At 71.9% G+C, this 26,930-nt stretch carries 21 protein-coding genes; 15 read left to right on the top strand and 6 right to left on the bottom strand.

What is annotated here, in order from left to right:
* Positions 1 to 125: 125 nt before the first annotated feature.
* On the top strand, positions 126 to 1,238 hold the full coding sequence (locus INTCA_RS16430) for a lysylphosphatidylglycerol synthase transmembrane domain-containing protein (RefSeq protein ID WP_083807932.1): 1,113 nt from the start codon (positions 126 to 128) through the stop codon (positions 1,236 to 1,238).
* Here the strand turns inward: INTCA_RS16430 and INTCA_RS16425 are convergent.
* The 3 genes from INTCA_RS16425 to INTCA_RS16415 form a co-directional block, all read right to left on the bottom strand.
* Positions 1,219 to 1,638, bottom strand: a complete 420-nt coding sequence (locus INTCA_RS16425; protein WP_013494049.1) for a VOC family protein — start codon at positions 1,636 to 1,638, stop codon at positions 1,219 to 1,221. The genes INTCA_RS16430 and INTCA_RS16425 overlap by 20 nt on opposite strands.
* Position 1,639: 1 nt before the next feature.
* Complete coding sequence (locus INTCA_RS16420; protein ID WP_013494048.1) at positions 1,640 to 2,059, bottom strand: helix-turn-helix transcriptional regulator; 420 nt, start codon at positions 2,057 to 2,059, stop codon at positions 1,640 to 1,642.
* A gap of 66 nt (positions 2,060 to 2,125) precedes the next feature.
* Positions 2,126 to 3,031, bottom strand: coding sequence for a diacylglycerol/lipid kinase family protein (locus INTCA_RS16415; RefSeq protein ID WP_013494047.1), 906 nt, complete (start codon positions 3,029 to 3,031; stop codon positions 2,126 to 2,128).
* A gap of 128 nt (positions 3,032 to 3,159) precedes the next feature.
* Between INTCA_RS16415 and INTCA_RS16410 the strand changes: the two genes are divergently transcribed.
* The 5 genes from INTCA_RS16410 to lysS all read left to right on the top strand — a co-directional run bounded on the left by INTCA_RS16410 (position 3,160) and on the right by lysS (position 8,621).
* Positions 3,160 to 3,534, top strand: coding sequence for a hypothetical protein (locus INTCA_RS16410; RefSeq protein ID WP_041307895.1), 375 nt, complete (start codon positions 3,160 to 3,162; stop codon positions 3,532 to 3,534).
* The gene (locus tag INTCA_RS16405) at positions 3,531 to 4,907 is read left to right on the top strand and encodes a hypothetical protein (protein WP_013494045.1); all 1,377 of its coding nucleotides are present in this window, start codon (positions 3,531 to 3,533) and stop codon (positions 4,905 to 4,907) included. Before INTCA_RS16410 ends, INTCA_RS16405 begins: the two co-directional genes overlap by 4 nt.
* Positions 4,904 to 5,365, top strand: coding sequence for a hypothetical protein (locus tag INTCA_RS16400; RefSeq protein WP_013494044.1), 462 nt, complete (start codon positions 4,904 to 4,906; stop codon positions 5,363 to 5,365). Before INTCA_RS16405 ends, INTCA_RS16400 begins: the two co-directional genes overlap by 4 nt.
* A 113-nt stretch (positions 5,366 to 5,478) precedes the next feature.
* Complete coding sequence (locus tag INTCA_RS16395; RefSeq protein WP_013494043.1) at positions 5,479 to 6,783, top strand: adenylosuccinate synthase; 1,305 nt, start codon at positions 5,479 to 5,481, stop codon at positions 6,781 to 6,783.
* A gap of 2 nt (positions 6,784 to 6,785) precedes the next feature.
* Positions 6,786 to 8,621, top strand: coding sequence for a lysine--tRNA ligase (lysS, locus tag INTCA_RS16390; protein ID WP_425311127.1), 1,836 nt, complete (start codon positions 6,786 to 6,788; stop codon positions 8,619 to 8,621).
* Between the two features lie 504 nt (positions 8,622 to 9,125).
* Here lysS and INTCA_RS16380 read toward each other — a convergent pair.
* Positions 9,126 to 11,444: a HelD family protein gene (locus INTCA_RS16380; RefSeq protein ID WP_013494041.1), complete on the bottom strand. Its 2,319-nt coding sequence runs from the start codon at positions 11,442 to 11,444 to the stop codon at positions 9,126 to 9,128.
* A gap of 60 nt (positions 11,445 to 11,504) precedes the next feature.
* On the opposite strand from INTCA_RS16380, the gene INTCA_RS16375 reads away from it, so the two are divergent.
* The 6 genes from INTCA_RS16375 (at position 11,505) to purL (ending at position 21,144) form a co-directional block, all read left to right on the top strand.
* Positions 11,505 to 12,140, top strand: coding sequence for a GNAT family N-acetyltransferase (locus INTCA_RS16375; protein ID WP_013494040.1), 636 nt, complete (start codon positions 11,505 to 11,507; stop codon positions 12,138 to 12,140).
* Between the two features lie 18 nt (positions 12,141 to 12,158).
* A complete protein-coding gene (purD, locus tag INTCA_RS16370) occupies positions 12,159 to 13,439 on the top strand; it encodes a phosphoribosylamine--glycine ligase (protein ID WP_013494039.1) in 1,281 nt (426 codons plus the stop codon).
* Between the two features lies 1 nt (position 13,440).
* The gene (locus INTCA_RS16365; RefSeq protein WP_013494038.1) at positions 13,441 to 14,337 is read left to right on the top strand and encodes a phosphoribosylaminoimidazolesuccinocarboxamide synthase; all 897 of its coding nucleotides are present in this window, start codon (positions 13,441 to 13,443) and stop codon (positions 14,335 to 14,337) included.
* A gap of 183 nt (positions 14,338 to 14,520) precedes the next feature.
* Positions 14,521 to 15,153, top strand: a complete 633-nt coding sequence (locus INTCA_RS16360; protein WP_013494037.1) for an LURP-one-related family protein — start codon at positions 14,521 to 14,523, stop codon at positions 15,151 to 15,153.
* A gap of 123 nt (positions 15,154 to 15,276) precedes the next feature.
* Positions 15,277 to 17,013: a bifunctional metallophosphatase/5'-nucleotidase gene (locus INTCA_RS16355; RefSeq protein WP_013494036.1), complete on the top strand. Its 1,737-nt coding sequence runs from the start codon at positions 15,277 to 15,279 to the stop codon at positions 17,011 to 17,013.
* Between the two features lie 219 nt (positions 17,014 to 17,232).
* Positions 17,233 to 21,144: a phosphoribosylformylglycinamidine synthase gene (gene purL / locus INTCA_RS16350; protein WP_013494035.1), complete on the top strand. Its 3,912-nt coding sequence runs from the start codon at positions 17,233 to 17,235 to the stop codon at positions 21,142 to 21,144.
* Positions 21,145 to 21,291: 147 nt separating this feature from the next.
* Here the strand turns inward: purL and INTCA_RS16345 are convergent, their stop codons facing one another.
* On the bottom strand, positions 21,292 to 21,666 hold the full coding sequence (locus INTCA_RS16345; RefSeq protein ID WP_148236649.1) for a hypothetical protein: 375 nt from the start codon (positions 21,664 to 21,666) through the stop codon (positions 21,292 to 21,294).
* A 122-nt stretch (positions 21,667 to 21,788) separates the two neighbouring features.
* Between INTCA_RS16345 and INTCA_RS16340 the strand changes: the two genes are divergently transcribed.
* From INTCA_RS16340 to INTCA_RS16330, 3 genes are all read left to right on the top strand, one after another.
* Complete coding sequence (locus INTCA_RS16340) at positions 21,789 to 22,397, top strand: carboxymuconolactone decarboxylase family protein (protein WP_013494033.1); 609 nt, start codon at positions 21,789 to 21,791, stop codon at positions 22,395 to 22,397.
* 118 nt (positions 22,398 to 22,515) lie between these two features.
* Positions 22,516 to 23,904 (top strand): magnesium chelatase ATPase subunit I, encoded by a 1,389-nt coding sequence (locus INTCA_RS16335; protein ID WP_013494032.1) that lies wholly within the window; start codon positions 22,516 to 22,518, stop codon positions 23,902 to 23,904.
* Between the two features lie 19 nt (positions 23,905 to 23,923).
* Positions 23,924 to 25,981: a vWA domain-containing protein gene (locus tag INTCA_RS16330; RefSeq protein WP_013494031.1), complete on the top strand. Its 2,058-nt coding sequence runs from the start codon at positions 23,924 to 23,926 to the stop codon at positions 25,979 to 25,981.
* Between the two features lie 114 nt (positions 25,982 to 26,095).
* Here the strand turns inward: INTCA_RS16330 and INTCA_RS16325 are convergent, their stop codons facing one another.
* A complete protein-coding gene (locus INTCA_RS16325; protein WP_013494030.1) occupies positions 26,096 to 26,917 on the bottom strand; it encodes a spermidine synthase in 822 nt (273 codons plus the stop codon).
* Positions 26,918 to 26,930: the final 13 nt, after the last annotated feature.

The following is a 26,930-nucleotide window of genomic DNA, read 5'->3' as shown; positions in this document are numbered from 1 at the left end:
TCGCGCGGCGTCGCGAGCGCCGACTCTGGAGAGGTGAGCGGACGGGACGGGCGTGTATCAGCCGGCCCGGCGCACCCGTCTTGCAGGACCGGACCCAAACCCTCCAGGGAGCCCGTGTGACCACCATGACGACGCAGACCCGCACGCCCCGCCTGGCTGACGTGCGGGCCCAGCGGGCCACCGGACGCCGCGCGCTCCAGATGGGTGCGTCATTCGCCGTGCTCGCCGTGCTCCTCGCGCTCGTGCTGCCCACGGTCACCGGGGCCTCGTGGGCGTCGACCGCCCAGTCGATGACGTCGGTGCCGCTCTGGCAGCTGGGCGCACTCACCGGTCTGTGGCTCGTCGGACTCTGGGCCTACTCCTTCGTCCTCGCCGCGTCCCTGCCCGGCCTGACGAAGGGACAGGGGTTCGTCCTCAACCTCGTCGGCAGCGGCGTGTCGAACCTCGCCCCGTTCGGCGGCGCCGTCGGCGTCGGGGTCACGTGGGCCATGGCCCGCCAGTACGGCTTCACGAACCGGGCCATCGGCCTGTTCACCGCCGTCACCGGGATCTGGAACGTCCTCGCCCGGCTCGCCCTGCCCGTTGCCGGGCTCGTGGGGCTCCTCGTCGTCGGGGCACACGTCAGCGGCCCGGTCCTCGTTGCCGCCGGAATCGGCGCGGCGATCTGTGCCCTGGTGGGGGCCCTGCTCGTCGCGGCGCTCGCCAGCGATCGGTTCGCCACGACCATGATCGCCGTCGTCGCCCGGTCCGCACGCACGCTCACCCGGTGGGCCGGACGGCCGGGCGCAGGCCTCAACGGTCTCGAGGGTTCCCTGGCGAGCCAGCGGGCCAGCGCGGTGGCGCTGCTCCGCCGCGGCCGCGGGGGCCTCGTCGTCGGGATGGTCACCTACCTCGTGCTCCAGGGGGTCCTCATGTGGGCCTGCCTGGCGGCGGTCGGGAGCGAGCTCGGGTGGGCGGAGGTGACCGCGGCCTATGCCTGCGGCCGGATGCTGACCACGGTGGTCCTCACCCCCGGCGGCACCGGCTTCGCCGAGACGGGGACCGCTGCCGTGCTCATCGCCCTCGGAGGCGACCCGGTCGCCTCCGTGGCGGGCGTCCTGCTCTTCAGCTTCTTCACCTTCGCCTGCGAGATCCCCGGCGGTGCGGCCGCCTACCTGTGGCACCTGCGGGCCAGCGGCTGGCGCCGCGACCCGCAGCGAGGCACCCCCGTCGGTTCCGTCAGCGGCGCGGCTGGTTGAACCGGAGCATGTTCCCGGCCGGGTCGCGGAAGGCGCAGTCACGGACGCCGTAGGGCTGGTCGATCGGCTCCTGGAGCACCTCGCCGCCGGCGGACCGGATCCGCTCGAAGGTCGCGTCGACGTCGTCGGTCGCGAAGATCGCGGCGCGGAGCAGCCCCTTGGCGAGCAGCTCGGCCATGACCTGGCGGTCCGCGGCCGAGGCGTTCGGATCCGCCAGCGGCGGCTCGAGGACGATGGAGACGTCCGGCTGCTCGGGGGAGCCGACCGTCACCCAGCGCAGCCCCTCGAAGGAGACGTCGTTGCGCACCTCGAGGCCGAGGACGTCGCGATAGAAGGGAAGCGCCGTGTCGTGGTCGTCGACGGCGATGAAGCACTGGGAGAGTGATGGCCATGCGCCCACGCTAGGGGCGGGCCGCCGGTTTGGCTTCTCTGATCCTGACCGGTCTCGTGTGGATCTTGGCGATGCACGGTGGGATCGCTGCCCCGTCGCCGTGGTCGCGAGCGCGGTAGGCGCTCGGGCTCTCACCGACCAGCTCGGTGAAGCGAGAACTGAACGAGCCGAGGGACGTACACCCCACGGCGAAGCAGACGTCCGTGACCGACACGTCACCACGGCGGAGGAGCGCCTTGGCCCGCTCGATCCGTCGGGTCATGAGGTAGCTGTAGGGAGTCTCGCCGAAGGTGGCCCGAAAGCTCCGGGAGAAGTGCCCCGGGGACATCAGCGCGATGCGGGCCAGTGCCGGCACGTCGAGCGGCTCGGCGTAGTCGCGGTCGATCGTGTCGCGGGCGCGGCGCAGGCGGACGAGGTCCTCGATCAGCACCGCACCACCATCGCACAGCCCGGAGACATCGCGCCCACGTCGAGTGTGCAGAACCGTCCGCGCCCGTCAGCCCGGAGGCAGGTGCACCCGGAGGACGCCGGTCTCGATCGTCGCCTCGAGCCATACCACTCCGGCGTGCTCGTCGCCGTCGACGTGGATCGTCAGGGGTGACCGAGTCTCGATGCGCACCGCCTTGGCCTCCGTGTAGTCGAGACCGGGGACGTGACCGGGCCAGTGCAGCAGGCCCTTGAGCGCGATGGGGCCCCAGCCGACGACCCGTCTGGGGGCGACCACGGCCAGGTGGAGCAGCCCGTCGTCGATCCGGGCACCCGGAAGCACGTCGATGCCCAAGGGGATCCGACCCACGTTGCCGGCCAGGACGCACCACACCTGGCGCTCCTCGGACGGCCCTCCATCGCGGCTGAGAGTGATCGGCAGCAGGGGCGACCCGAGCGTGACCAGAGCGGGGACGAAGTAGGCGACCCACTGCGTGTGCCGCTTCAGCGCGGGTCGCACGAGCTCGAGGGTCCGGGCGTCATGGCCGATGCCGGCCAGCACGACGAAGGCCGACTCCCCGACGGTGCCGTCGGGCCGGCCCCACCTGGCGCGGCCCAGGTCCACCAGGTGGGGCCTGCCGTGGAGGGCCACGTCCACCGCACGCGCGACGGAGTGGTGGGGCAGCCGCAGGTTCCGGGCGTAGAGGTTCGCCGTGCCGAGCGGGACGATGCCGAGCGGGACGTCGGTGCGCGCGAGCGCGTCCGCCACCTCGCGGACGGTCCCGTCCCCTCCGCAGACGACGACGAGTTCGGCCCGGTCGGCGAGCGCGGCTCGCGCCTGGCCGCCGCCGGGGTCGGAGACCGTGGTCGTCCGCACCGTGGGGGCGGGCCACCGGTGGTCTCGGCAGGACTCCTCGATCAGGGCGACGGCGCGTGCAGGGGCGCCCACCGGGTTCGCCACGACGGCCACTCGCACGCGACTGAGTCTGCCCCATCGGTTCTGGCATCGGCTGTGACCACGCGGGTGGCGCGAGTGGTCGAGGACTGATCTCGCCTGTGGACAAGTCAACTCGTGTTTGATGCGGTTTGCCTACGTTTGTTCCCGTGAGATTCTCGATCGATGACTCGGCAGTCACCAGCTCAGGCCTCTCGCTCTTCTCGAGCGATGATGTGCTCCGCGCGGGCGCTGTCGCCGCTGCCAACGCGGGCAGGGTGGCGGTGCACGCCGTCGCTGACGAGGACGCCCGGCTCCGCGCGGCCGTGGAACGGTTCGTGCGCGCGCACGTCCACGCGCTGGACGTGTCGGCCGCCGCCTCCGCCGCCCTGGCCCGCAAGCTGACCTCGGCCGCCCACTCGGCGCACGAGGCGGAGCTGGCCGCCGCCGACCAGCTCGGGGCCGCTGGACTCCTGGCCCCAGCCGTTGCGCCCGGGCGGCCGGCCGGGGCCGGCCGCGCCAATGCCCACGGGACCGGGTCATGACGCTGGCCGCGGAGCGGAGTGGCAGCCAGGTGGTGTCCGTTCCGAGGGGTCATCCCGGCGAGCTGCGCGCGGCAGCAGAACGGCTCCGTGGCGTCACTGCGTCTTCTCGGTCCACCGCCCTCGTGCGCGGGACCGCGGTCCGTGACGTCGACATCGCATGGAGCGGTCCGGCCGCGGCCGCCGCGAAGTCCGAGGTCGCGACCCTCTCAGCCCGATGTGGCGCGGTCCTGCCCCAGCTGGAGACCGGGGGGACGGTGCTGCGGACCTACGCGGACGAGCTGGAGCGAGCCCAGGCGGCCGCTCGCCGGCTCGGCGCACGGGCCGACGCGGCGCTCGCCGAGCACGCCCACGAGGTGGCTGCTGCCGAGGCGCTCCTCCCTGATCCGGCTCTGCGGGCCGCCGCGGTCAGGCGCGCCGAGCAACGCCGGGCGGACCGGCTCGCGGCCGTGGGTCGCGACCGCGCGAGGGTGCAGGAGGATCTGGCAGCAGCAGCGGCTCGGTGTGCCGCGGTGCTGGAGCGACTCACCCCCGTGGGTGGCGACGCGGCTGGGACACGACTCCTCGAAGGACTCCCTTTCACCGTCGGGTTGATCGGGGACGCCCTACGTCCTCCCCAGGAGCCGGCCCAGCCGTCGGAGCCGGACTGGTGGGCCGCCGTGGGCGACGCCGCGACGGACTCCGCAGCCTGGGCGTGGAACCACCTGGTGGTTCCCATGGTGAACACCGCTGCGGACGTGGTCGAGGCCGCTGCCGAGCACCCGGAGGACGTCGTCGGGATCGGCCTGGGCGTCGGACAGATCGTCATCGGGGCCGGCGGGCAGGTCGGTGGACTCGCCCTCGACGCGACGGGTGTCGGGGCGGTCGTCGGCGTGCCGGTCCACGTCGCGTCCGCCGGTCTCATCGCCAGCGGTGCCTTCACTGCGACGGCTTCGGGGGTCCAGCTCGGCAGGCACGCCGCCGCGAACGACTCGATGCTGCTCAAGGAGGTCAAGCTCAAGGAGGGCAGCCGCGGCATGGGGGGCGACCCCTTGCCGGCGTCCCAGCGACCTCCAGCGGCGCCATCGACGTGGCTCGGACGGATCGCCAACGACGGCAACGGGGTCGTGTGGCAGCGACCCCCGGACATGTGCCCGCCCCCGACGATCTGCACTCCGAACTCGCTGCGCATCGTCGACCCCGGGACCAAGCGGTTCAAGGGCCCCAACGGCGACAGGGTCGAGGTGGAGTACCCCTTCGGCTACACCCGCTTCTACAACTCCGGCGGCCAACCGCTCAAGCTCAACGGCAAGCCCGGGTCAGAGCCCGAGACCCATCTCCCCATCAGACCAGACGGCACCTACGACCTACCCCAAGGATGGAACCCTCCCTCATGAGCCCTTCAGCCGAGCGCCCCCTGCCCGTCGACTTCGACGCGCCCTTCGACCCGTCCTTCACCGGGGACCCGATCCCGCCGATCGTCCCGGACCTGGCCGGCGCGACGATCAGGCACATCGCCCTGGACTGCTCGTTGCGCGTCAGCCTCAGCACGGGCTGGCTCGTCACCTTCTGCGAAGCTGCCTGTGTCGCCCCCGCCGGCGAGGAGCCGAAGCGGCTCGAGTTCATCTTCGAGGTCGATCCCGACGACAGGTACCTCACCCCGGAGCTACGGATGATGGTGGACCAACCCGTCATCGCGATGCATCTCTCGAGGCAGCAGGGGCACCTCGCCCTCGAGACACCCAAGGGCCGGATCCTCATCGACGGTCGGTACTGCATGACCCCCTGGGAGATGTGGGGACCGGACGAGTTCATCGACTGGCCGGGCCTCAGCGGGTGGTTGCGCGCGGACTGAGCCCAGCGGCATACGGCATCGGAGGTGGACCGCGCGGTGAACACCCGGACGGGCGGGCTGTCACGAACCGATAACCTTGCCGGTGGCTTCACCCACAACCGGAAGGCGGAGGAATGCCGGCAATCGTGCTCGTCGGAGCCCAGTGGGGCGACGAAGGCAAGGGCAAGGCGACCGACCTGCTCGGCAGCAGCGTCGACTACGTCGTCAAGTTCAACGGCGGCAACAACGCCGGCCACACCGTCGTCATCGAGCAGGACGGCAAGCGGGAGAAGTACGCCCTGCACCTGCTCCCCTCCGGCATCCTCTCCCCGAACGTCACCCCGATCATCGGCAACGGTGTCGTCATCGACCTCGCGGTCCTCTTCGAGGAACTCGACGGGCTCGAGGCTCGCGGGGTGGACACGAGCAAGCTGCAGGTCAGTGCCAACGCGCACCTCATCCCTCCGTACAACCGCACCCTCGACAAGGTGACCGAGCGGTTCCTCGGCAAACGGAAGATCGGCACGACCGGGCGGGGCATCGGCCCGACCTACGCCGACAAGATGAGCCGCATCGGGATCCGCGTCCAGGACCTCTACGACGAGCACATCCTGCGCCAGAAGGTCGAGGCTGCGCTCGCGTTCAAGAACCAGGTCCTCGCCAAGATCTACAACACGCGGGCGGCTGACGTCGACGAGGTGGTGACCGAGCTGCTGTCGTATGCCGCTCGGCTCGCTCCCATGGTCAGCGACGCGTCGCTCGTGCTGAGTCAGGCGCTGGACCGTGGCGAGACGGTCCTCTTCGAGGCGGGGCAGGCCACGCTGCTCGACGTCGACCACGGGACCTACCCGTACGTCACGTCGAGCAACGCGGTCTCGGCCGGCGCGTGCACCGGCTCCGGGGTGCCGCCGACGCGGATCGACTCGGTCATCGCGATCCTCAAGGCCTACACGACGCGGGTCGGCGAGGGGCCGTTCCCGACCGAGCTGAACGACGACAACGGCGAGTTCCTGCGCAAGACCGGGGCGGAGTACGGCACGACCACCGGGCGCCCGCGACGGTGCGGCTGGCTCGACACCGTCGTCGGCCGCTACGCGACCCGGGTCAACGGGGTCACCGACTTCGTCATCACCAAGCTCGACGTCCTGACCGGGCTCGAGCGCGTGCCCGTCTGCGTCGCCTACGACGTCGACGGCGTGCGGCACGACGAGATGCCGGTCAACCAGAGCGACTTCCACCATGCGAAGCCGATCTACGAGGAGCTCGACGGCTGGTGGGAGGACATCTCACAGTGCCGGCGTTTCGAGGACCTGCCCGCGGCGGCCCAGCGTTACGTGCTGCGCGTCGAGGAGCTCATCGGCGCACGCGTGTCCGCCATCGGCGTCGGCCCGGGCCGCGACGAGATCATCGAGCGGCACCCCCTCAACCCCCGGTCCTGAGAGTGAGTTCCTTGAGCACGAAGAGTTCTGACCAGCCAGTGGGCACGGTTGCACCGGAGGACTGGGTCACGCGGCTCGCCGACGAGGTGATCGCCGAGGCGACGGCTCGGGGGATCGACACGATCGTGTGTGCGTCGGGGATCAGTCCCTCGGGTCCGATCCACCTCGGGAACTTCCGCGAGCTGATCACCCCGCACCTCGTCGCGGACGAGATCAAGCGCCGCGGGGTGAGCTGCGAGCACATCCTGTCCTGGGACGACTTCGACCGGTTCCGGCGCGTGCCCAAGGGGCTCCCCGGGGTCGACGAGTCCTGGGAGGAGCACATCGGCAAGCCCCTGACCTCGGTGCCGGCTCCGGAGGGCTCACCGCACGCGAACTGGGCTGAGCACTTCAAGGCGCCGCTCCTCGAGGCGATGGCCGCGACCGGCATCGAGGTGCGTGAGATCAGCCAGACGGAGCAGTACCGCGCCGGGGTCTACCGCGAGCAGGTGCTCCACGCCATGCGCGAGCGCGGCGTCATCGACACCGTCCTCGGGCGCTACCGAACGCTCGAGGTCGCAGCGGAGGCGCAGCAGCGCGCCACCGGCAAGGGCCGACGCCCGGTCGAGGCCGGGGGCAAACCCCAGAAGCTCACCGAGGAGCAGGTCGCCGCGGCGACCGAGGCCGAGCGCGGTTCGGGGGCGGCCACCGAGGACGACGGCGAGGGGACGGCCGGCTACTTCCCGTTCAAGCCGTTCTGCTCGGTGTGCGGCACGGACTTCACCACGGTCACCGCCTACGACGACGACTCCCACGAGCTGACCTATGTCTGCACCAGGTGCGGTCATGCCGAAGCGGTCAACCTCGACACGTTCACCAACGGCAAGCTCGTCTGGAAGGTCGACTGGCCGATGCGCTGGGCGCACGAGCGCGTGCTCTTCGAGCCCTCAGGCGTCGACCACCAGAGCCCCGGCTCGAGCTTCGTGGTCGGCAAGGACCTCGCCCCGCTCTTCGGGTGGCAACGCCCGATCGGCCCCATGTATGCCTTCGTCGGCATCGCGGGGATGGCCAAGATGAGCTCGTCCAAGGGTGGGGTGCCGATCCCCAACGACGCCCTCGAGGTGATGGAGCCGCAGGTCCTGCGCTGGCTCTATGCGCGGCGCCGGCCCAACCAGAGCTTCGACGTCGCCTTCGGCCCGGAGCTCCAGCGGCTCTACGACGAGTGGGATGCGCTGGCCCGCAAGGTCGAGGCCGGTCCCGACGGCGGCGCTCAGCCAGGTGATCTCGCGGCCCACCTCCGGGCGACGACGGTGGCCTCAACCGGCGGCGTCCGCGCCCTGCCGACGACGCGCCGGCCGATGCCGTTCCGGACCATCGCCTCGGTCATCGACATCACCCAGGGCGACGAGGCCCAGGCGGTGCGGATCCTCTCGGACCTGGACCCCGACGACCCCATCGTGTCGACGGACGACCTGCGGCCCCGGCTCGACTGCGCCGAGCGGTGGATGCTCGGCTACGTTCCCGCCGAGGACCGGACCATCGTGCGCGACGAGCCGGACCAGGACCTCCTCGCCAGCCTCGACGAGGAGCAGCGTGAGTCGCTGCGGTTGCTCGTCGACGGACTCGAGGAGCACTGGTCCCTCGAGGGTCTGACCCACCTCGTCTACGCCGTGCCGAAGCTCCAGCGGGGCCTCGACCCGGAGGCCAAGGTCAAGGACCCGGAGCTGTCCAGGGCGCAGCGGGCCTTCTTCGCGCTCCTCTACCGACTGCTCGTCTCGAAGGACACCGGCCCCCGCCTGCCGACGCTGCTGCTGGCCGTCGGCGCCGACCGGGTCCGCAGGCTTCTGCGCGCTGGCTGAGCCTCGAGGCAGGCGTTCGCAACACCCAATCGAGAGAGCAGTTCGTGACCGCGGGGCTGGGGAACCCACGCGTGACGTGTCACGAACTGCTCTCTCGATCGTCGGGGGGCTGGGGAACCCACGCGTGACGTGTCACGAACTGCTCTCTCGATCGTCGTGGGGTCGTCCGGGCATGCGAAGTCCCCGGTCACGTCGTTGTGATCCGGGGCTTCGACCGGTGGGTGTTCGAGGCGGGGGGCGAGATGCGTTGGGGGGTGCATCACGTCCCCCGCCCGGTGCACGTCCGCGGAGACCGGGACTGCGCCGGACGTCGACAGGGCCTCGGGGGGGAGAGACCGGCGGGGAGGGTGGGTGGTTCGCACTGCCGTCGACGTCCCACTCATCATCCCCCGGCCAGAACCGTGAAATCCACGGATCTGGAATTCCTTGAACAAGTCTTTACCTTGGACAATCACCGCAATCAGCCCAGCCGGTGCGAACCGGCCCACCCAACCGTCCGACGGGTCAGGCCAGCACGGTCATCCGGTGCGCCGCGCGGGTCAGCGCCACGTAGAGCACCCGCACCCCGCCGGGGGACTCGCGGGTGATCTCCGCCGGGTCGACGACGACGACGGCGTCGTACTCGAGACCCTTGGTCGACATGGGGTCGACGACCTGGACCCGCCCCCCGTCCGAGCCGGCGAGCGGAGCCAGCTCAGCGGCATACCGCTGGGGGGTGATGACGGCGACGGACCCCGCCACCTGCTCGAGGAGCTCGTGGAGCGACCCCCGCACGGCTGCGACCACGTCCGAGCCCAGGGGGGCCTCGACCACGTCGTGACCGGTCTCGCGCACGGCGTTCGGAATGTCGGCGTCCGGCACCTGTCGCCGGACGACATCGGCCGCGTAGTCGAAGATCTCGCGCGCGTTCCGGTAGTTGGTGTCCATGTGGAAGCGCTGCCGCTGCTGCGTCCCGAAGGCCTCCTCGCGGGCGGCCGCCGCTTCTTCGAGGTCGGTCCACGAGGCCTGTGCGGCGTCGCCGACGACGGTCCAGGACGCGTGCCGTGCGCGCCGGCCGATCATCCGCCACTGCATCGGGGACAGGTCCTGTGCCTCGTCGACGAGGACGTGGGCGTACTCGTCCGGCTTGCCGATGCGGCCGGCGAGGAGCCGCCCGCGCGGGTCCTCGGCGATCACCTCGGCGCGCGTCTCACGCGCCCCGGAGATCGGCTGCACCTCGGTGACGCCGTACTGGCTGAGGTCGTCGAGCTCCTCGATCTCGTAGAAGCCGCGCTCCTCCGTCGGCGCGTCCTGCACCGGGCCGAGCCGTGCGGCGAGGTCGTCGATGAGGGCGACGTCGGACACGGACCACGTCCCCGTCTCGAGGGCCGTCGCGAACGACGCCGCAAGCAGGCCTGCCACCCGGTCGTCGAAGGTGCCGCGGCTGTGGCGCCGGACCAACTCAGCGTCGGCGAGCCAGAGCAGCACCTCGCGCGGGTCGACCTGCGGCCACCAGGCCGCCATGAAGGCCTCGACGTCGAGGTGGTCCTCCCACTTGTCGAGGAACTCGGCCTTGGCCTCGCGGTCACCGGTGATGCCGAGCGAGGCCCAGGCGGCCTCACCCAGCGCGGCCTGCGCCGCGGCGGTGGCGAGGTTGCGCTGGTGCTGGCGCAGCACCTGGGAGCGGATGCGGTCGAGGATCCGGGCCTCGAGACGCACGGCCCGCCCGGCGACGAACGCCCGGAACTCCGTCGGGGCGTCCGGCACCCGGCCCCGGGCGGCGTTGCCGAGCAGGGTGCGGATCCGGGTCGACCCCTTGGCCCGGGCCACCTCGGGCGGGTCGAGCCGCTCGGTGTGCACGGCGTCGACGGCGTCGCCCAGGGCCCGGAGCGTGACCGACTCCTCGCCGAGCGACGGGAGGACCCGCTCGATGTAGGCCGTGTAGGCGCCCGACGGACCGACGACGAGGATCCCGCCCGACTCGAAGCGGCGCCGCTCGGAGTAGAGCAGGTAGGCCGCCCGGTGCAGGGCGACCACGGTCTTGCCGGTGCCGGGCCCGCCGGTGATCTCCGTGACGCCGCGGGCGCTGGCGCGGATCGCCTCGTCCTGGTGGGCCTGGATCGTCGCGACGATGTCGCGCATCCGCTCCCCCCGCGACCGGGTCAGCGCCGCCATGAGGGCGCCGTCCCCGACGACGACGAGGTCGTCCGGCGCCTCGGGCACCATGAGGTCGTCCTCGACGCCGATGACGCGGGCGCCCTTGCTGCGCAGGACCCGGCGGCGGAGCACCCCCATCGGCTGCACCGGCGTCGCCCGGTAGAACGGCGACGCGGCGGGCGCACGCCAGTCGATCACGAGCGGCTCGTAGTCGTCGTCGCGGACCCCGAGGCGCCCGATGTAGCGGACCTCCCGGTCCTCCGTGCGCGAGGCCGTATGCCGCTGGGCTCGCTCGCCGTTGCTCGTGCCGGCCGCGGTCGGCTGGGTGTCGGGCGCGCCGCCGCGCAGCGTGCCGTGGTCGATGTCGAGGCGCCCGAAGACGAGCCCCTCGTACTGGGTGTCGAGCATGCTGCGCCGCCGGGCCGCGTGGAACATCAGGGCGTCTCGCTCGAAGAGCCCCGTGCCCTCGGCGTCGCCGGTCTCGACGGACCGGCCGAACTGCGTGCGGGCCAGGCCCTCGGCCTTGACGACGTCGGCGCGGAGACCGGCCTTCTCGAGCTCGGCGAAGACCAGGTCCACGTGCGCCTGCTCGATGGCGATCTGGTGGGCCACCACGTCGGGCACGGCGGCCTCGTGGGCGGGCGCGCTGGCCGGGCGAGTCTGGGCGGACGAAGGGCTCACTGACATCCCATGGTTCAACGGGGCGCCGGGGTGGGGCGCGGGAACCATCAAGTCTACTGTCAGTGGATGGCGTCCGACGGCTGCATCCCCCCAACCGGCGAGCCACTGGTCGGACGCGTCGTCCGGCTCGACGTCATGCGGCCCGCGGACGCGGGTGGGCTGCACCCGGTCTACACGGACCCCGTCGTCTACACCCAGGGCTACCGGATGGCGCCCCCGCCGGCGTCGATGGCCGAGCTGGAGGCCGTGGTCGCTGCTGCGGTCGCGGCCCGGCAGCCCGACGGGTCCGGCCGCACGGCCTACACGATCCGACTCGTCGCCGACTCCGACCTCGGCGCGGCCGGCACCGTCGTGGGGACCAGCTCGCTCGGCGACGTCGACACGGTGCGCGAGCACGTCCACCTCGGCTGGACGCTGTACGGCTCCCGCTGGTGGGGGACCGCGGTCAACCCGGAGGCGAAGCTCCTCCTCCTCGCGCACGCCTTCGAGACGTGCGGCTTCGGGCGGGTCAAGATCCAGACCGACGTCGTCAACGCCCGGTCCCGCGCGGCGATCGTCAAGCTCGGCGCGACGTTCGAGGGGGTCACGCGCCGCGACGTCCGCCGGGCCGACGGGACGTGGCGCGACTCGGCGGTCCACTCGATCCTCGTCGACGAGTGGCCCGCGGTGCGGGCCGGGCTGCGTCGGCGGCTCGGGGACTGAGCCAATAGGCTGACCGCCGTGAAGGTCCTCGTCCTCGGTTCCGGCGCCCGTGAGCACGCACTCGTCAAGGCCGTCGCGGCCGACCCCGAGGTGGACGCGGTCATCGCGGCTCCGGGCAACCCCGGGATCGACGCGACTGCGCTCTGCGTGCCCGTCGACATCCTCGACCCCGACGCCGTGGTCGCGCTCGCCCGCGAGCACGACGTCGACCTCGTCGTCGTCGGGCCGGAGGCGCCGCTCGTGGCGGGAGTGGCCGACGTATGCCGCTCAGCCGGCTTCGCGGTGTTCGGACCGTCCGCTGCGGCCGCGATGCTCGAGGGCAGCAAGGCGTTCGCCAAGGAGGTCATGGCGGCGGCCGAGGTCCCGACCGGGCTCGCCCACGTCTGCACCACGCTCGACGAGGTCGAGGCGGCCCTCGATGTCCTCGGCACGCCGCACGTCGTCAAGGACGACGGGCTCGCGGCCGGCAAGGGGGTCGTCGTCACCGACTCCCGCGAGGAGGCGCTCCTGCACGCCAAGTGGTGCCTCGACAAGGAGGACGGCCGGGTCGTCGTCGAGGAGTACCTCTCCGGTCCCGAGGTGTCGGTCTTCTGCATCTCGGACGGCACCCACGTCGTGGCGCTGCAGCCGGCGCAGGACTTCAAACGCATCGGCGACGGCGACGTCGGGCTCAACACCGGCGGCATGGGCGCCTACTCGCCGCTGGCCTGGGCGCCCCCCGGGCTCGCCGACGAGATCGTCGCCCGGGTCGCGCAGCCGACCATCGACGAGATGCACCGCCGTGGCACGCCGTTCGTCGGCGTCCTCTACGTCGGGCTGGCGCTGACGCGACGCGGGCCCAAGGTCATCGAGTTCAACGCCCGCTTCGGCGATCCCGACGGGCACGCGAGCTTCGCGCGGCTCGAGTCGCCCTTCGCCCAGCTGCTCTTCGCCGCCGCGACCGGAGAGCTCGACGGCTTCGGCCGGTTGCGCTGGTCCGCCGACCACGCGGTCGTCGTCGTCGTCGCCGCCGACGGCTACCCGGAGGCGCCCCGGACCGGAGACCCCGTCACCGGGCTCGACGCCGCCGCCGAGGTCCCGGGTGTCGTCGTCCTCCATGCCGGCACGAAGCGCGACGAGACCGGCGCGCTCGTCTCGGCCGGGGGGCGCGTGCTCAACGTCCTCGCAACGGGCAGCGACCTCGCGAAGGCCAGGTCAGCGGCATACGACGCGGTGTCCCTCATCGAGCTCGAGGGAGCCCGCGTGCGCACCGACATCGCGCTCAAGGCGGAGCGCGGCGAGATCACCCTCGGAGGCTGACATGACCACCCACCTGGAGCTGCCCGGCTACGCGCACGTCTACTCGGGCAAGGTCCGCGACCTCTACGCCCCGGTGGGGCCCGACGGTGCGCCGGTCCCCGACCAGCTCCTGCTCGTCGCGTCCGACCGGCTGTCGGCGTACGACTGGATGATGTCTCCCGAGATCCCGGACAAGGGCGCGGTCCTCACCCGGCTGTCACTGTGGTGGTTCGACCAGCTGTCCGACCTCGTGCCCAACCACGTGCTGTCGACCGATGTGCCGGCGGCCGTGGCGGGGCGGGCCGTGCTCGTGCGCACGCTCGACATGCTCAAGGTCGAGGCGATCGCCCGGGCCTACCTCACCGGGGGCGGGCTCGAGGAGTACCAGGCGAAGGGCTCGGTGTCCGGGGTCGCGCTGCCGGACGGGCTCGTCGACGGGTCACGCCTGCCGGAGCCGGTCTTCACACCCACGACGAAGGCGCCGGTGGGGGAGCACGACCTGCCGATGACCTTCGCCGAGGTCGAGGCCGCGCTCGGGGTCGAGGTGGCTGTCGAGGTGTCCCGGCTGACCCGGGCGATCCTGGCCCGCGGCAACGAGATCGCCGGCGCGCGCGGCATCCTCATCGCCGACACCAAGGTCGAGTTCGGGGTCGCCCCGGACGGGTCGGGTGGCCTCGTCCTCGCCGACGAGGTGCTGACGCCGGACTCGTCGCGGTTCTGGCCGGCTGAGCTCTGGGAGCCCGGCCACCCGCAGCCGTCCTTCGACAAGCAGTACGTCCGCGAGTGGTTGACCTCGGCGGAGTCGGGCTGGTCTAAGTCGAGTGGCGAGCCGCCGCCCGAGCTGCCGGCGCAGGTGGTCGAGCAGACGCGGGCGAAGTACGTCGAGGCCTACGAGCGGCTGACCGGCGAGACCTTCTGACCCGAGCGGCGGCCACCGCTGATCGGACGCGGGCTCGTCGGCCCCCGGACGGTCATCCAGGCCCCGTGGACCTGGGCCGGACCCACCCCCACCCCATTCGGGGGCCACGGTGACCGGAGAGCCAGCCCAGCGGCATACGGCACAGGCTGTCTACCCGGCGACGGCGTGTGCGAGCCTTGGCGCATGACCCAGCCCTCCCCCTCCTCCGAACCCCAGCCAGCAGGGTTCGCCCGCCTCAAGGTCCGCCAGAAGCTGACCCTCATGGTCAACCGCTACGAGGTGCTCCAGACCGACGAGGCCGGCAACGACCTCGGCCTCATCTGCTTCGCCGAGCAGAAGCGGATGGCCTTCAAGGAGCAGGTGACCTTCTACACGGACGCCGCCAAGACGCACGCCCTGTTCGGCTTCAAGGCCCGCAAGGTCATCGACCTCGGCTCCGGCTACGACATCGTCGACGGCACGGGCCAGCCGATCGGCTGGTTCAAGAAGGAGTTCGCCGCGTCCCTCGCCCGGTCGACCTGGCGTCTGGGGACCCCTGAGGGCTTCGAGTGCGTCGGCCAGGAGCGCAACGCCAAGGTCGCGGTCCTGCGGCGGATCTGGGACTTCATCCCCCTGCTCAACGACCTGCCCGTGCCGTGGCTCTTCCACTTCGACTTCCGCGCGGCCGACGGCTCGCTGGTGATGAGCTCGACGAAGAAGGTCGCCCTCAAGGACGTCTACTTCATCGACCTGCCGGCCCAGCCGAACGGGTGGCGGCTGGACTGGCGCGTCGCCTCCGCGATGGCGGTCGCGCTCGATGCGTTGCAGTCGCGCTGATGTGAGAAAGCAGTCGAGGGCTTTCGTTCCACGGGGGGTCATTCTCTCGTAATGTCCTGCGAAGAGCATGGACGTCGGGACACCCGTAGCCAGTCGGCACCACCTCTCAGGAAAGAAGCTCACATGACGCACCGCATCAGCCGCGTCGTCGCTGTGGGGGCAGCGGCGCTGCTGGGGGCCACGGCACTCGCCGTCAGCCCCGCCCAGGCGAAGAACGACAAGCCGAAGCCCAACCCGAGCGCGACCATGTCGGTCCAGCTCCTGTCGTTCAACGACTACCACGGCCACCTCGAGGCCAAGAACAACGAGACCGGACCGATCGGCGGCGTTGACGTGGGTGGGGCCGAGTACCTCGCCTCGACGCTGGCCGAGCTCCGCGCCGGCCACTCCAACACCGCGACCGTCGCAGCGGGTGACCTCATCGGTGGCTCCACCTTCCTGTCCGGCATGTTCCACGACGAGCCCGCCGTCGAGACGCTCAACGCGATGGGCCTCGACGTGTCGAGCGTCGGCAACCACGAGTTCGACGAGGGCACCGCCGAGCTGCTCCGCATGCAGCAGGGCGGCTGTCACCCCGAGGACGGCTGCTACTTCCCGGACCAGCCCTACGCGGGCGCGGACTTCCAGTGGCTCGCCGCCAACGTCATCCGCAAGGACAACGGCCAGCCGCTCCTGCCGGCGACGTGGGTCAAGAAGTTCGACGGCGTCAAGGTCGGCTTCATCGGCATGACGCTCAAGGCGACCCCGACCCTGGTCAGCCCGAAGGGCGTCGCCTCGGTCGACTTCAAGGACGAGGTGGAGACCGCGAACAAGCAGGCCGCCATCCTCAAGCAGCAGGGCGTCGAGGCGATCGTCGTGCTCCTGCACGAAGGTGGCTACCAGGAGGGCACCTACAACGAGTGCAAGGGCATCACCGACCCGATCGTGCAGATCGCCGCGCAGCTCGACCCCGAGATCGACTCCGTCATCACCGGCCACACGCACCAGGCCTACATCTGCCAGATCCCGGACCCGGACGGCGTGGACCGGCTCGTCACGAGTGCGGCGTCCTACGGGCGCGTCGTCACCGAGACCAACCTCGTCATCGACCGTCGCAACAAGGACGTCGTGCGGTCCGCCTCGTCGGCGACGAACCACCTCGTGGCGCGTGCGGCCGTCCAGGCGGACGCCACCCAGACCGCGATCCTCGCCAAGTGGAACGAGCTCGCCGGCCCGATCAAGGGTGAGGTCGTCGGCTCGGTGGCCGAGGACATCACCGGTGACGCCGGGGGCAACCGCGGCATCGAGACGCCGATGGCCGACCTCGTCGCCGACTCGATCCTCTGGGGCACCGACGACGCCAACGAGGGAGGCGCGCAGATCTCCTTCATGAACGTCGGCGGGGTGCGTGGGTCCTTCGTCTACGACGCGATCACCAACGGCGAGGCGCCGGGCGAGATCACCTACGAGGAGGCCTACCTCGTCGCGCCGTTCGGCAACCTGCTCGTCTCGATGGACCTCACGGGCGCGCAGATCAAGACGGTCCTCGAGCAGCAGTACCAGCCGGTCTCGGCTCGTGGCTCGCGCCCCATGCTCGCGCTCGGCGTGTCCGAGGGCTTCACGTACGAGTGGGATGCCTCGCAGCCGCAGGGCAGCCGGGTCGTCAACGGCACGATGGCGCTCAACGGCGTGCCGCTCGACCTCAACGCGACCTACCGGGTGTCGACGCTGAACTTCCTCGCCGACGGCGGTGACCTGTTCACCGGCTTCACGGACGGGACGAACATCGTCGGCGGCCCCGAGGACCTGGCCAACCTGGTCTCGTTCCTCAAGGCCAACCCCGGCCTGACGGCTCCGGACAGCCGCGTCGCCGGCCTGTGAGAACCGCCTGAACGACGGTCACGTGAGGGCCACTCCCGCTCGGGGGTGGCCCTCACGCCGTCCCCGGAGGATGCCGTATGCCGCTGGGCTCGCTCCCCGTCCCGCCGCGCCACCCGCTCTCCCCGGGTGGACGAGCCCGGGGCATCAGCGCGTGACCGGTAACCTTGACCCGGCAGCCAGCCCTTGCCACCCCCTCGGACCATCGGGAGACCGCACGCCATGGCCTCGTCGCACGAGCTCGTGCTGACCACCGTCCCGGGCGGCAGCGCCCTCTCACCGTTCCGGGCCGCGGCCCTGCTCGTCCGACTGCAGGCCGTCGCGCCGTCGGTGACGGGCCTGTCGTCCCGGCACGTGCACCAGGTGGCGAGCTCCGGCCCGCTCGACGACGCGACCCTGGCGACGGTGACGCGTCTGCTGACCTATGGCCCGCCGCCCGACCCGGAGCCCACGGGGGAGCACCGGGCGACCGTCGTCGTCGCACCGCGGCTCGGGACGCTGTCGCCGTGGGCGTCGAAGGCGACCGACATCGCGCACAACTGCGGTGTGGACGTCCGGCGCGTCGAGCGCGTCACGGAGTACCACGTCATCTCCTCTGCCGCGCTGGGCGAGGACGACTGGGTCGCGGCGGCCGAGGTGCTGCACGACCGGATGACCGAGTCGGCGCTGCCGTCCGTCGACGCGGCCCGGGCCCTCATCGAGGAGCGGCTGCCGGAGCCGATGGAGCACGTCGACGTCCTCGGCCGCGGCCGGGCCGCGATCGAGGAGGCGGACGCTGCCTACGGCCTCGCGCTCGCGGAGGACGAGATCGACTACCTCGTCGAGGCGTTCACCGGGCTGCGCCGCAACCCGACGGACGTCGAGCTGATGATGTTCGCACAGGCCAACTCCGAGCACTGCCGCCACAAGATCTTCAACGCCGACTTCATCGTCGACGGCGACGTCAAGACGCGGTCGCTGTTCGGGATGATCCGGCACACCGAGGCCGTCGCCGGGGCCGGGACGATCGTCGCCTACAAGGACAACGCCTCGGTCATGGCCGGCGGCCCGGTCACCCGGTGGATCCCCGAGGGCGAGGGGGACGGCCCGAGCCGCTACGTCGCCCGCGAGGACGAGGTCCACGTCCTCATGAAGGTCGAGACGCACAACCACCCGACGGCGATCAGCCCCTTCCCGGGTGCCGCGACCGGCGCCGGCGGCGAGATCCGCGACGAGGGCGCGACTGGTCGGGGGAGCCAGCCGAAGGCCGGCCTGACCGGGTTCGCCGTGTCCAACCTCCACCTGCCCGGCACGGACGAGCCGTGGGAGCGTGAGGTCTACGGCGCCCCGGAGCACATCGCCACTCCGCTCGACATCATGGTCGAGGGGCCGATCGGTGCCGCGGCCTTCAACAACGAGTTCGGCCGGCCGGGGCTCGGCGGGTTCTTCCGGGTCTACGAGCAGACCGTCGACGGCGTGCGACGGGGCTTCCACAAGCCGATCATGAGTGCGGGCGGGCTCGGCTCGATCAGCGCCGACCAGACCGAGAAGATCATCTTCCCGGCCGGGACGCTGCTGGTGCAGCTCGGGGGTCCGGGGATGCGGATCGGCATGGGCGGCGGGGCGGCGTCCTCGATGGCGTCCGGGACCAACGCCGCCGAGCTCGACTTCGACTCCGTGCAGCGCGGCAACCCCGAGATCGAGCGACGGGCGCAGGAGGTCATCAACCACTGCTGGAAGCTCGGCGCCGACAACCCGATCCTCGCCATCCACGACGTCGGTGCGGGCGGCCTGTCCAACGCCTTCCCCGAGCTCGTCGACGGCGCCGGCCTCGGGGCGCGTTTCGACCTGTCCGCGGTCCCGCTCGAGGAGTCCGGGCTTGCGCCGAAGGAGATCTGGTGCAACGAGAGCCAGGAGCGCTACGTCCTGGCCATCGCGCCCGAGTCGCTGCCTCGGCTCGCGGGCCTGGCCGACCGGGAACGCTGTCCCTACGCCGTCGTCGGCGTCGCCAGTGAGGATGCGCAGCTCGTGCTCGCGCCAGCCTCGGAGGACCGCCCCGACGACGACCGGCCCATCGACATGCCGATGGAGGTCCTGCTCGGCAAGCCGCCGCGGATGACCCGCGACGTCACCCGGGTGACGCGAGTGGGGGACGAGCTCGACGTCGCTGCGCTGGAGCTGAGCTCAGCGGCATACGCCGTGCTTCGTCACCCCACGGTCGCGTCGAAGCGCTTCCTCGTCACCATCGCCGACCGGACCGTCGGTGGCCTCAGCCACCGCGACCAGATGGTCGGCCCCTGGCAGGTTCCCGTCGCCGACGTCGCCGTGACCCTGTCGGACCACGTCGGCTTCGCCGGGCAGGCGATGGCCAGCGGGGAGCGGATGCCGCTCGCCTCGGTCGACGCGCCGGCCTCCGGGCGGATGGCCGTCGGGGAGGCGCTGACCAACCTGCTCGCCGCCCCCGTGGACGGCTTGGCCGGCGTCAAGCTCTCGTGCAACTGGATGGCGGCGTGCGGTGAGCCCGGCGAGGACGCGGCGCTCTACGACACCGTCGAGGCCGTCGCGATGGAGCTGTGCCCCGCCCTCGGCATCTCGGTGCCGGTCGGCAAGGACTCGCTGTCGATGCGCACCCGCTGGACCGACCCGTCGACCGGCGAGGACCGGCAGGTCACCTCCCCGGTGTCCCTCGTCGTGTCCGCCTTTGCCTCGCTGCCGGATGTGCGGGGGACGTGGACGCCGCTGCTGCCCACGGGCGCTGAGCCGGCCGAGCTGCTGCTCGTCGACCTCGGCGCCGGCCGCAACCGCCTCGGCGGCTCGATCCTCGCCCAGGTGTCCGGTGCGTTCGGGACCGAGGTGCCCGACCTCGACGACCCGGCCCGCCTGAGCGGGCTCGCCGGTGCGCTGGCCGACCTGCGCGGCCGAGGGATCACGGTGGCCTACCACGACCGCTCCGACGGTGGGCTGTGGGCCGCCGCGTGCGAGATGGCGTTCGCGAGCGCGACCGGGCTCGACCTCGAGGTGCCGTCCCTGGCGGGGTTGTTCGCCGAGGAGCTCGGCGTCGTGCTCGGCGTGGCCGCGTCCCAGGTGCCGGTCGTCCGTGAGGTGCTCGGCGACCACGGCCTCGGTGAGCTCGTCAGCGCCGTCGGCCGGACCAACGGGGAACGGCGGGTCCGGGTGGCCGTGGCGGGGCAGTCGGCGCTCGACGAGTCGGTGCGCGACCTCGCCCAGGCCTGGGACGAGGTGTCCTGGCGGATCGCGGCGCTGCGGGACAACCCCGTCTGCGCCGAGGAGGAGCATGCGGCCTTCGGCGCCGATGACGACCCGGGGCTCGTGGTCGCTCCGACGTTCGACCCGACCGAGGACGTCGCGGCGCCGTATGTGGGGCTCGGCGCCCGGCCCAAGGTCGCCATCCTGCGCGAACAGGGCGTCAACAGCCACGTCGAGACGGCGTTCGCCTTCGACCGGGCCGGCTTCGAGACCTACGACGTCCACATGACCGACCTGCAGACCGGCCGCTTCGACCTCGCCGACGTGGTCGGGCTCGTCGCGTGCGGGGGCTTCTCCTACGGCGACACCCTCGGTGCCGGTGAGGGCTGGGCCCGGTCGGTGCTCTTCAACGAGCGGCTGACCGAGGACTTCCACGCGTTCTTCCACCGTGCGGACACCTTCGGCCTCGGCATCTGCAACGGCTGCCAGATGTTCGCCGCGCTGTCCGAGCTGATCCCCGGTGCGGAGGCCTGGCCGCGGTTCACCCGCAACCGGTCGGAGCAGTACGAAGCCCGGCTCACCCTCGTCGAGGTCCTCGAGTCACCGTCGATCTTCATGTCGGGAATGGCGGGAAGCCGCATCCCGATCGCGGTGGCGCACGGTGAGGGCTTTGCGAACTTCGCTGCGCAGGGCGACGCGGGTGGGGTCGCGCGGGTGGCCCGTTTCGTCGACCACCGCGGCGCACCGGCCCTGACCTATCCGCACAACCCGAACGGCTCGCCCGACGGACTCACCGCCGTGACGACGCCGGACGGCCGGTTCACCGCGATGATGCCGCACCCGGAGCGGGTGGCCCGCAACGTCCAGATGTCATGGACGGCCGGCCCGGCCGCGGATGAGAGCCCGTGGCTGCGCATGTTCCGCAACGCTCGCGTCTGGGTCGACTGATTCCCCGGCCTCGGGTCGTATGCCGTTGGGCTGGCTACCCTGGACCGGCTACCCTGGGCCGGCTACCCGGGATCCCCTTTCCCCTTGGTCGAGTGTGCAGTTCGTGACGACTCAGCGCCCGACCGCCGCAGGCCCCCAGGGGATGGTTCAGCGGGCCATGCTGCGGCCCATGGCGCCCTCATGGGCCGCGTGGACGCACGCCGACAGGAGTGGCGCCGAGGCAAGTTGGGCGACGAGGGCCGGGCCCCGCCCATCGGCGTACGCGGCCGCTCCGACGAGCCAGCACGCCTCCGGATCCGCGTCCGGGAACGGGGCGGCGACCTCAGAGGTGAACGAGGCCTGCCGCTCGATCCGCTCGAGCGTCGCGCTCTGACGGTCGAGGAGGACACCGACCGCCACCAGGTGGGCGATCAGCAGCACGATGGCGGCACGGATGGTGAGTGGCCGGCGCAGGAGATCGCCGAAGGCGTCGCTGAGCCCGGGTGCCCGGGTGCGCCCGGGGCGATCGAGGGTCTCGTTCATCTGCTGCCCCATCGGGCCCCCTGTCCTGATCTGCGTCAGCCGTGCTGAGGCCTCTGGTCCCTCGTGCGCAAGGTACTCCTGAACTGCTTGTCGCACCTGTCGACTGCCCCGACAATCGGTGGATGTTCATCGATGGGGTGCCCGAGGGCGAGGCGCAGGGCGAGGTCGCCGCGTACTACGAGTCGCAGCGGAAGATGTGGGGGTTCCTGCCCAACTATGCGACCGCGTTCTCGCACCGTCCGGACGTCGCGCAGGCCTGGGCTGCGCTGAACCTCGCAGTTCGGGGCGGCATGGACCGCCGGCGCTACGAGATGGCGACCATCGCGGCCGCCCGGGCTCGGCGCTCGACCTACTGCACCGTCGCTCACTCGATGTTCCTGCGGGACGTCTGCGGGGACGAGGAGGCCGTCCGCTCGATCGCCACGCATCCGGACGGCAGCGAGCTCGACGAACAGGACCGGGCGATCTACGAGTTCGCGACGATGGTGGCTGCCGAGGCCTCTCGGGTGACCGAGGCGGACGTCCAGCGGCTTCGGGACGTGGGGCTGTCCGACGCGGACGTCGCCGACGTCGTCTTCGCGGTCTCGGCGAGGTGCTTCTTCGCGACCGTCCTCGACGGACTGGGCGCAGAACTCGACCCGCAGACCGCTGCCGCCTTCTCGCCGGACCTGCTCGGGGGGATGGTCGTCGGCCGCCCCGTGGCGCCAGGAAGTGCACACTCGTCGAGCTAGGAGCGGGCGTTGACCCAGTCGAGTGCGCAGTCCCTGTCGAGTCCGTCGGCCCCCCGGGGCGGCACGAAGTGCACTCTCGACGGGGGAGGGTCTTGACTCCCCGGGTTAGCGTGAGGACGTGACTCAACCCCCTGCGATCACCACCCTCGGGGCGCTGCGCGCCTCCGGCCACGTGCAGAAGCACCTCAGGGCCGAGCTGCGCGACAACCTTCTCGAGGCGCTGCGTGAAGGCCGGGACCCGTGGCCGGGGCTGCACGGCTTCGCCGACACGGTCATCCCGCAGATCGAGCGCGCCCTCATCGCCGGGCACGACGTCGTGCTGCTCGGCGAGCGGGGCCAGGGCAAGACCCGGCTCCTGCGGACCCTGGTCGGCCTGCTCGACGAGTGGACTCCCGTGATCGAGGGGGCCGAGCTGGGCGAGCACCCCTATGAGCCGATCACCCCGGCCTCCACACGCCGGGCCGCCGAGCTCGGCGACGACCTGCCCGTCGCGTGGCGGCACCGCGACGAGCGCTACGCCGAGAAGCTCGCCACCCCGGACACCTCCGTGGCCGACCTCGTCGGGGACGTCGACCCGATGAAGGTGGCCGAGGGACGGCTGCTCGGTGACCCCGAGACGATCCACTTCGGACTCATCCCGCGCAGCCACCGCGGCATCGTCGCCATCAACGAGCTGCCCGACCTCGCCGAGCGCATCCAGGTCGCGATGCTCAACGTCATGGAGGAGCGGGACATCCAGATCCGCGGCTACGTCCTCCGGCTGCCCCTCGACGTCCTCGTCGTGGCCAGCGCCAACCCGGAGGACTACACGAACCGCGGCCGCATCATCACCCCGCTCAAGGACCGCTTCGGCGCGGAGATCCGCACGCACTACCCGGTCGCGATCGAGGACGAGATCGCCGTGATCCGTCAGGAGTCGCGACTCCAGGCCGACGTGCCCGACGCGCTCGTCGAGGTGCTGGCCCGGTTCGCCCGGCACCTGCGCGAGTCGAGCGCCGTGGACCAGCGGTCGGGGGTGAGTGCCCGCTTCGCGATCGCGGCCGCCGAGACCATCGCCGCCGCCGCCCGCCACCGGGCTGCCACCCAGGGCGAGGACGACGCCGTCGCGCGCCCCGTCGACCTCGACGGAGCGGTCGACGTCCTCGGCGGCAAGGTCGAGTTCGAGACCGGCGAGGAGGGCCGCGAGCGCGACATCCTCACCCACCTGCTCCGCACGGCCGTCGCCGAGACGGTCGCCCGGCACTTCCGGGGGATCGACTTCGCCCTCCTCGTCGACGCGATCGAGAGCGGCGCCCTCGTGTCGACCGGGGAGCAGGTGCCGGCCCGAGACGTCCTTGCGGGTCTGCCGGTGCTCGGCGAGTCCGAGCTCTACGACGAGGTGTGGGACCGGCTCGCGGCCACCAACGACGGCGAGCGGGCCAGCGCCATCGAGCTCGCCCTCGAGGGTCTCTACCTCGCCCGCCGGATCAGCAAGGAGACGAGCGGCGGGGAGACGGTCTACGGATGACGCGATCGAGGGGTGCCCCATGAGCCGGACGCGCTACGGGCGCTACGTCGACGGTCCGGACCCCCTCGCGCCACCGGTCGACCTCGCCGAGGCCCTCGAGGCGATCGGCGAGGAGGTCATGTCCGGCCGGTCCCCCGAGCGGGCCATGCGCGAGTTCCTCCGTCGGGGCGGTCGCGCCCAGCAGGGCCTGGACGACCTCGCCCGTCGGGTCGCCGAGCGGCGCCGCGAGATCCTGCAGCGGCACCACCTCGACGGCACGATGCAGGAGGTGCGCGAGCTGCTCGACCAGGCGGTGCTGGCCGAGCGCAAGCAGCTGGCCCGCGACCTCGACGACGACGCGCGCTTCGCCGAGATGCGGATCGGCAACCTGCCGCAGTCGACCGCCGCGGCGGTGTCCGAGCTGTCCGACTACCCGTGGCGCTCGTCCGACGCGCGGGAGGCCTACGAGCAGATCAAGGACCTGCTCGGCCGCGAGCTGCTCGACCAGCGGTTCGCCGGCCTGAAGCAGGCCCTGGAGGGGGCCACCGACGAGGACCGGAAGCGCATCAACGAGATGCTCGACGACCTCAACAACCTGCTCGAGGCGCATCGCAGCGGGGAGCCGACCGACGACCTCTTCAGGGACTTCATGGACAAGCACGGGGACTTCTTCCCGGAGAACCCGCAGAGCATCGACGAACTGATGGACGCCCTCGCCCAACGCTCCGCCGCGGCCCAGCGGATGCTCAACTCGATGACACCCGAGCAGCGCGCGGAGCTGATGGCCCTCTCCCAGCAGGCCTTCGGCTCTCCCGACCTGGTGAACCAGCTCGGCCGCCTCGACGACAACCTCCGCGCCCTGCGACCCGGCGAGGACTGGGACGGCAGCGAGCGCTTCGAGGGAGACCAGGGGCTGGGGCTCGGTGACGGCACCGGCGCCGTGCAGGACCTCGCGGAGCTCGACGACCTCGCGGAGGCGCTCGCCCAGTCCTACGCCGGTGCCCGCCTCGACGACGTCGACCTCGACCAGCTCGCCCGTCAGCTTGGCCCCGAGGCGGCCGTCGACGCCCGCACCCTGGCCGAGCTCGAGCGGGCCCTGCGCAACAGCGGCTACCTCAGGCGCACCTCCGACGGCCAGCTGACCCTCTCACCGAAGGCCATGCGCCAGCTCGGCAAGGCGCTGCTCCGCGACGTCGCAGACCGGATGTCCGCCCGCCCGGGCCAACGCGACCAGCGCCAGGCCGGTGCCGCGGGCGAGCCCTCCGGCGCGAGCCGTGAGTGGGCGTTCGGTGACACGCAGCCATGGGACGTGACACGGACCGTGACCAACGCGGTGCTCCGGACCGCGTCCGCCGACGGGGCCGACCCAGCCACCCCGACGAGGGGGCCGGGCAGCGGGAGCCGGCTCAGCGGCATACGGCTCGACCTTCGGGACGTGGAGGTCGCGGAGACGGAGTCGCGCACCCGGGCCGCGGTCGCCCTCCTCGCCGACACGTCCTTCTCGATGGCGATGGACGGTCGCTGGGTCCCGATGAAGCGCACCGCCCTCGCCCTGCACCACCTGATCCGGACCCGGTTCCGCGGGGACCACCTCGAGCTCATCGGCTTCGGACGCACGGCCCGCACGATGGACATCGAGGAGCTCACAGCCTTGGACGCCTTGTGGGACAAGGGGACCAACCTCCACCACGCCCTGCTCCTCGCCAACCGGCACTTCCGCCGGCACCCCAACGCGCAGCCGGTGCTCCTCGTCGTCACGGACGGTGAGCCGACCTCCCACCTCACGTCGTCCGGCGAGACCTGGTTCAGCTACCCGCCGTCGTCGCTCACCGTCGCGTGCACGATCCGCGAGCTCGAGGCAGCGGGCCGGCTCGGCGCACGGACGACGTTCTTCCGGCTCGGGGAGGACCCGGGGCTGGCGCGTTTCGTCGACCAGATGGCGCGCCGCGTCGACGGTCGCGTCGTCGCGCCCGAGCTCGACGACCTCGGCGCCGCCGTCATCGGCAGCTATCTCGGTGACCGGGGCCCGTCGGCCTACGGCAGCCCGGGCGGTTACCAGTCCATGTGGGGCTGGGGCGAGCGCGGCAGCTGGGTCTGACATCCGGTGCCCACCGCGCGGGGCCGGGTCAGAGGGGGGACCCGTCCAGGGCAGCGGCCTCAGGTGGATTCCGGGCGACGCGGGGGTGACGCCGGATGGGCAGCGCGCGAAGTCTCAGACGACGCGCCACCCGCTCGCGTCCGGCGCCGGCGGGCTCGGCAGGCCGGCGTCGTCGAGCGGCCGGGCCCCCGCGATGACACGCACGAGGTCAGTCCCGGTGCGAAGGCCGGTGGGGAGGTTGGCGCGGGCGACCTCCCGGCGCAGCTCGTCCTCGGGGAGCGGCCGAGCACTCGCCACGACGACGCTGTTGCCGAACCGGCGCCGCTTGAGCACCTCGTGCGTCGCGATGAGGGCGAGGTGGGGGAGCGCAGCCCCGATCGTCGCGAGCACCCTTGCGGTGTAACGCATCCCGGGCTCGTCGGCGAGGTTCCAGAGAGCTGTTCCGCCGGGTTGGAGGACCCTGGCCACCTCCCGGACGTATGCCGCTGAGCTGAGCTCCGCGGGAATCCGTCCTTCCGCGTAGGCGTCGGTCACGAGCACCTGGGCGGAGTCGGTGCCCAGTCCGCGGATCCCGGTGAGGCCGTCCTGCGCCCGGACCCGGATGCGGTGCCGGCGGGGGAGCGGGAGCTCGCGGCGGACCAGCTCGGTGAGTGCGACGTTCGGCTCGAGCACGATCTGCGGCGAGCCCGGCCTGGTCGCCTCCACCCACCGGGGTAGGGTGAGGCCCCCGCCGCCGACGTGGGTGACGGCGAGCCGCTCCGGGGCGGGAGCGGGAGCGCAGGTGTCGATGGCCAGGGCGAGGTGCTGGACGTACTCGAAGACGAGCACCGTCGGGTCGTCCAGCTGGACGTGGGACTGCGGGGCGCCGTCGAGGTGCACCGTGACGCCGCCACGCTCGTCGCGCTCCAGGCTGATCCGCTCGGCGAGTCCAGTCACCCGGACAGGCTAC

This window comes from Intrasporangium calvum DSM 43043 (assembly GCF_000184685.1).
Classification (GTDB): Bacteria; Actinomycetota; Actinomycetes; order Actinomycetales; family Dermatophilaceae; genus Intrasporangium; species Intrasporangium calvum.
The sequence above is the reverse complement of the archived record's forward strand: the minus strand, read 5'-3'. Positions and strand labels throughout refer to the sequence as shown.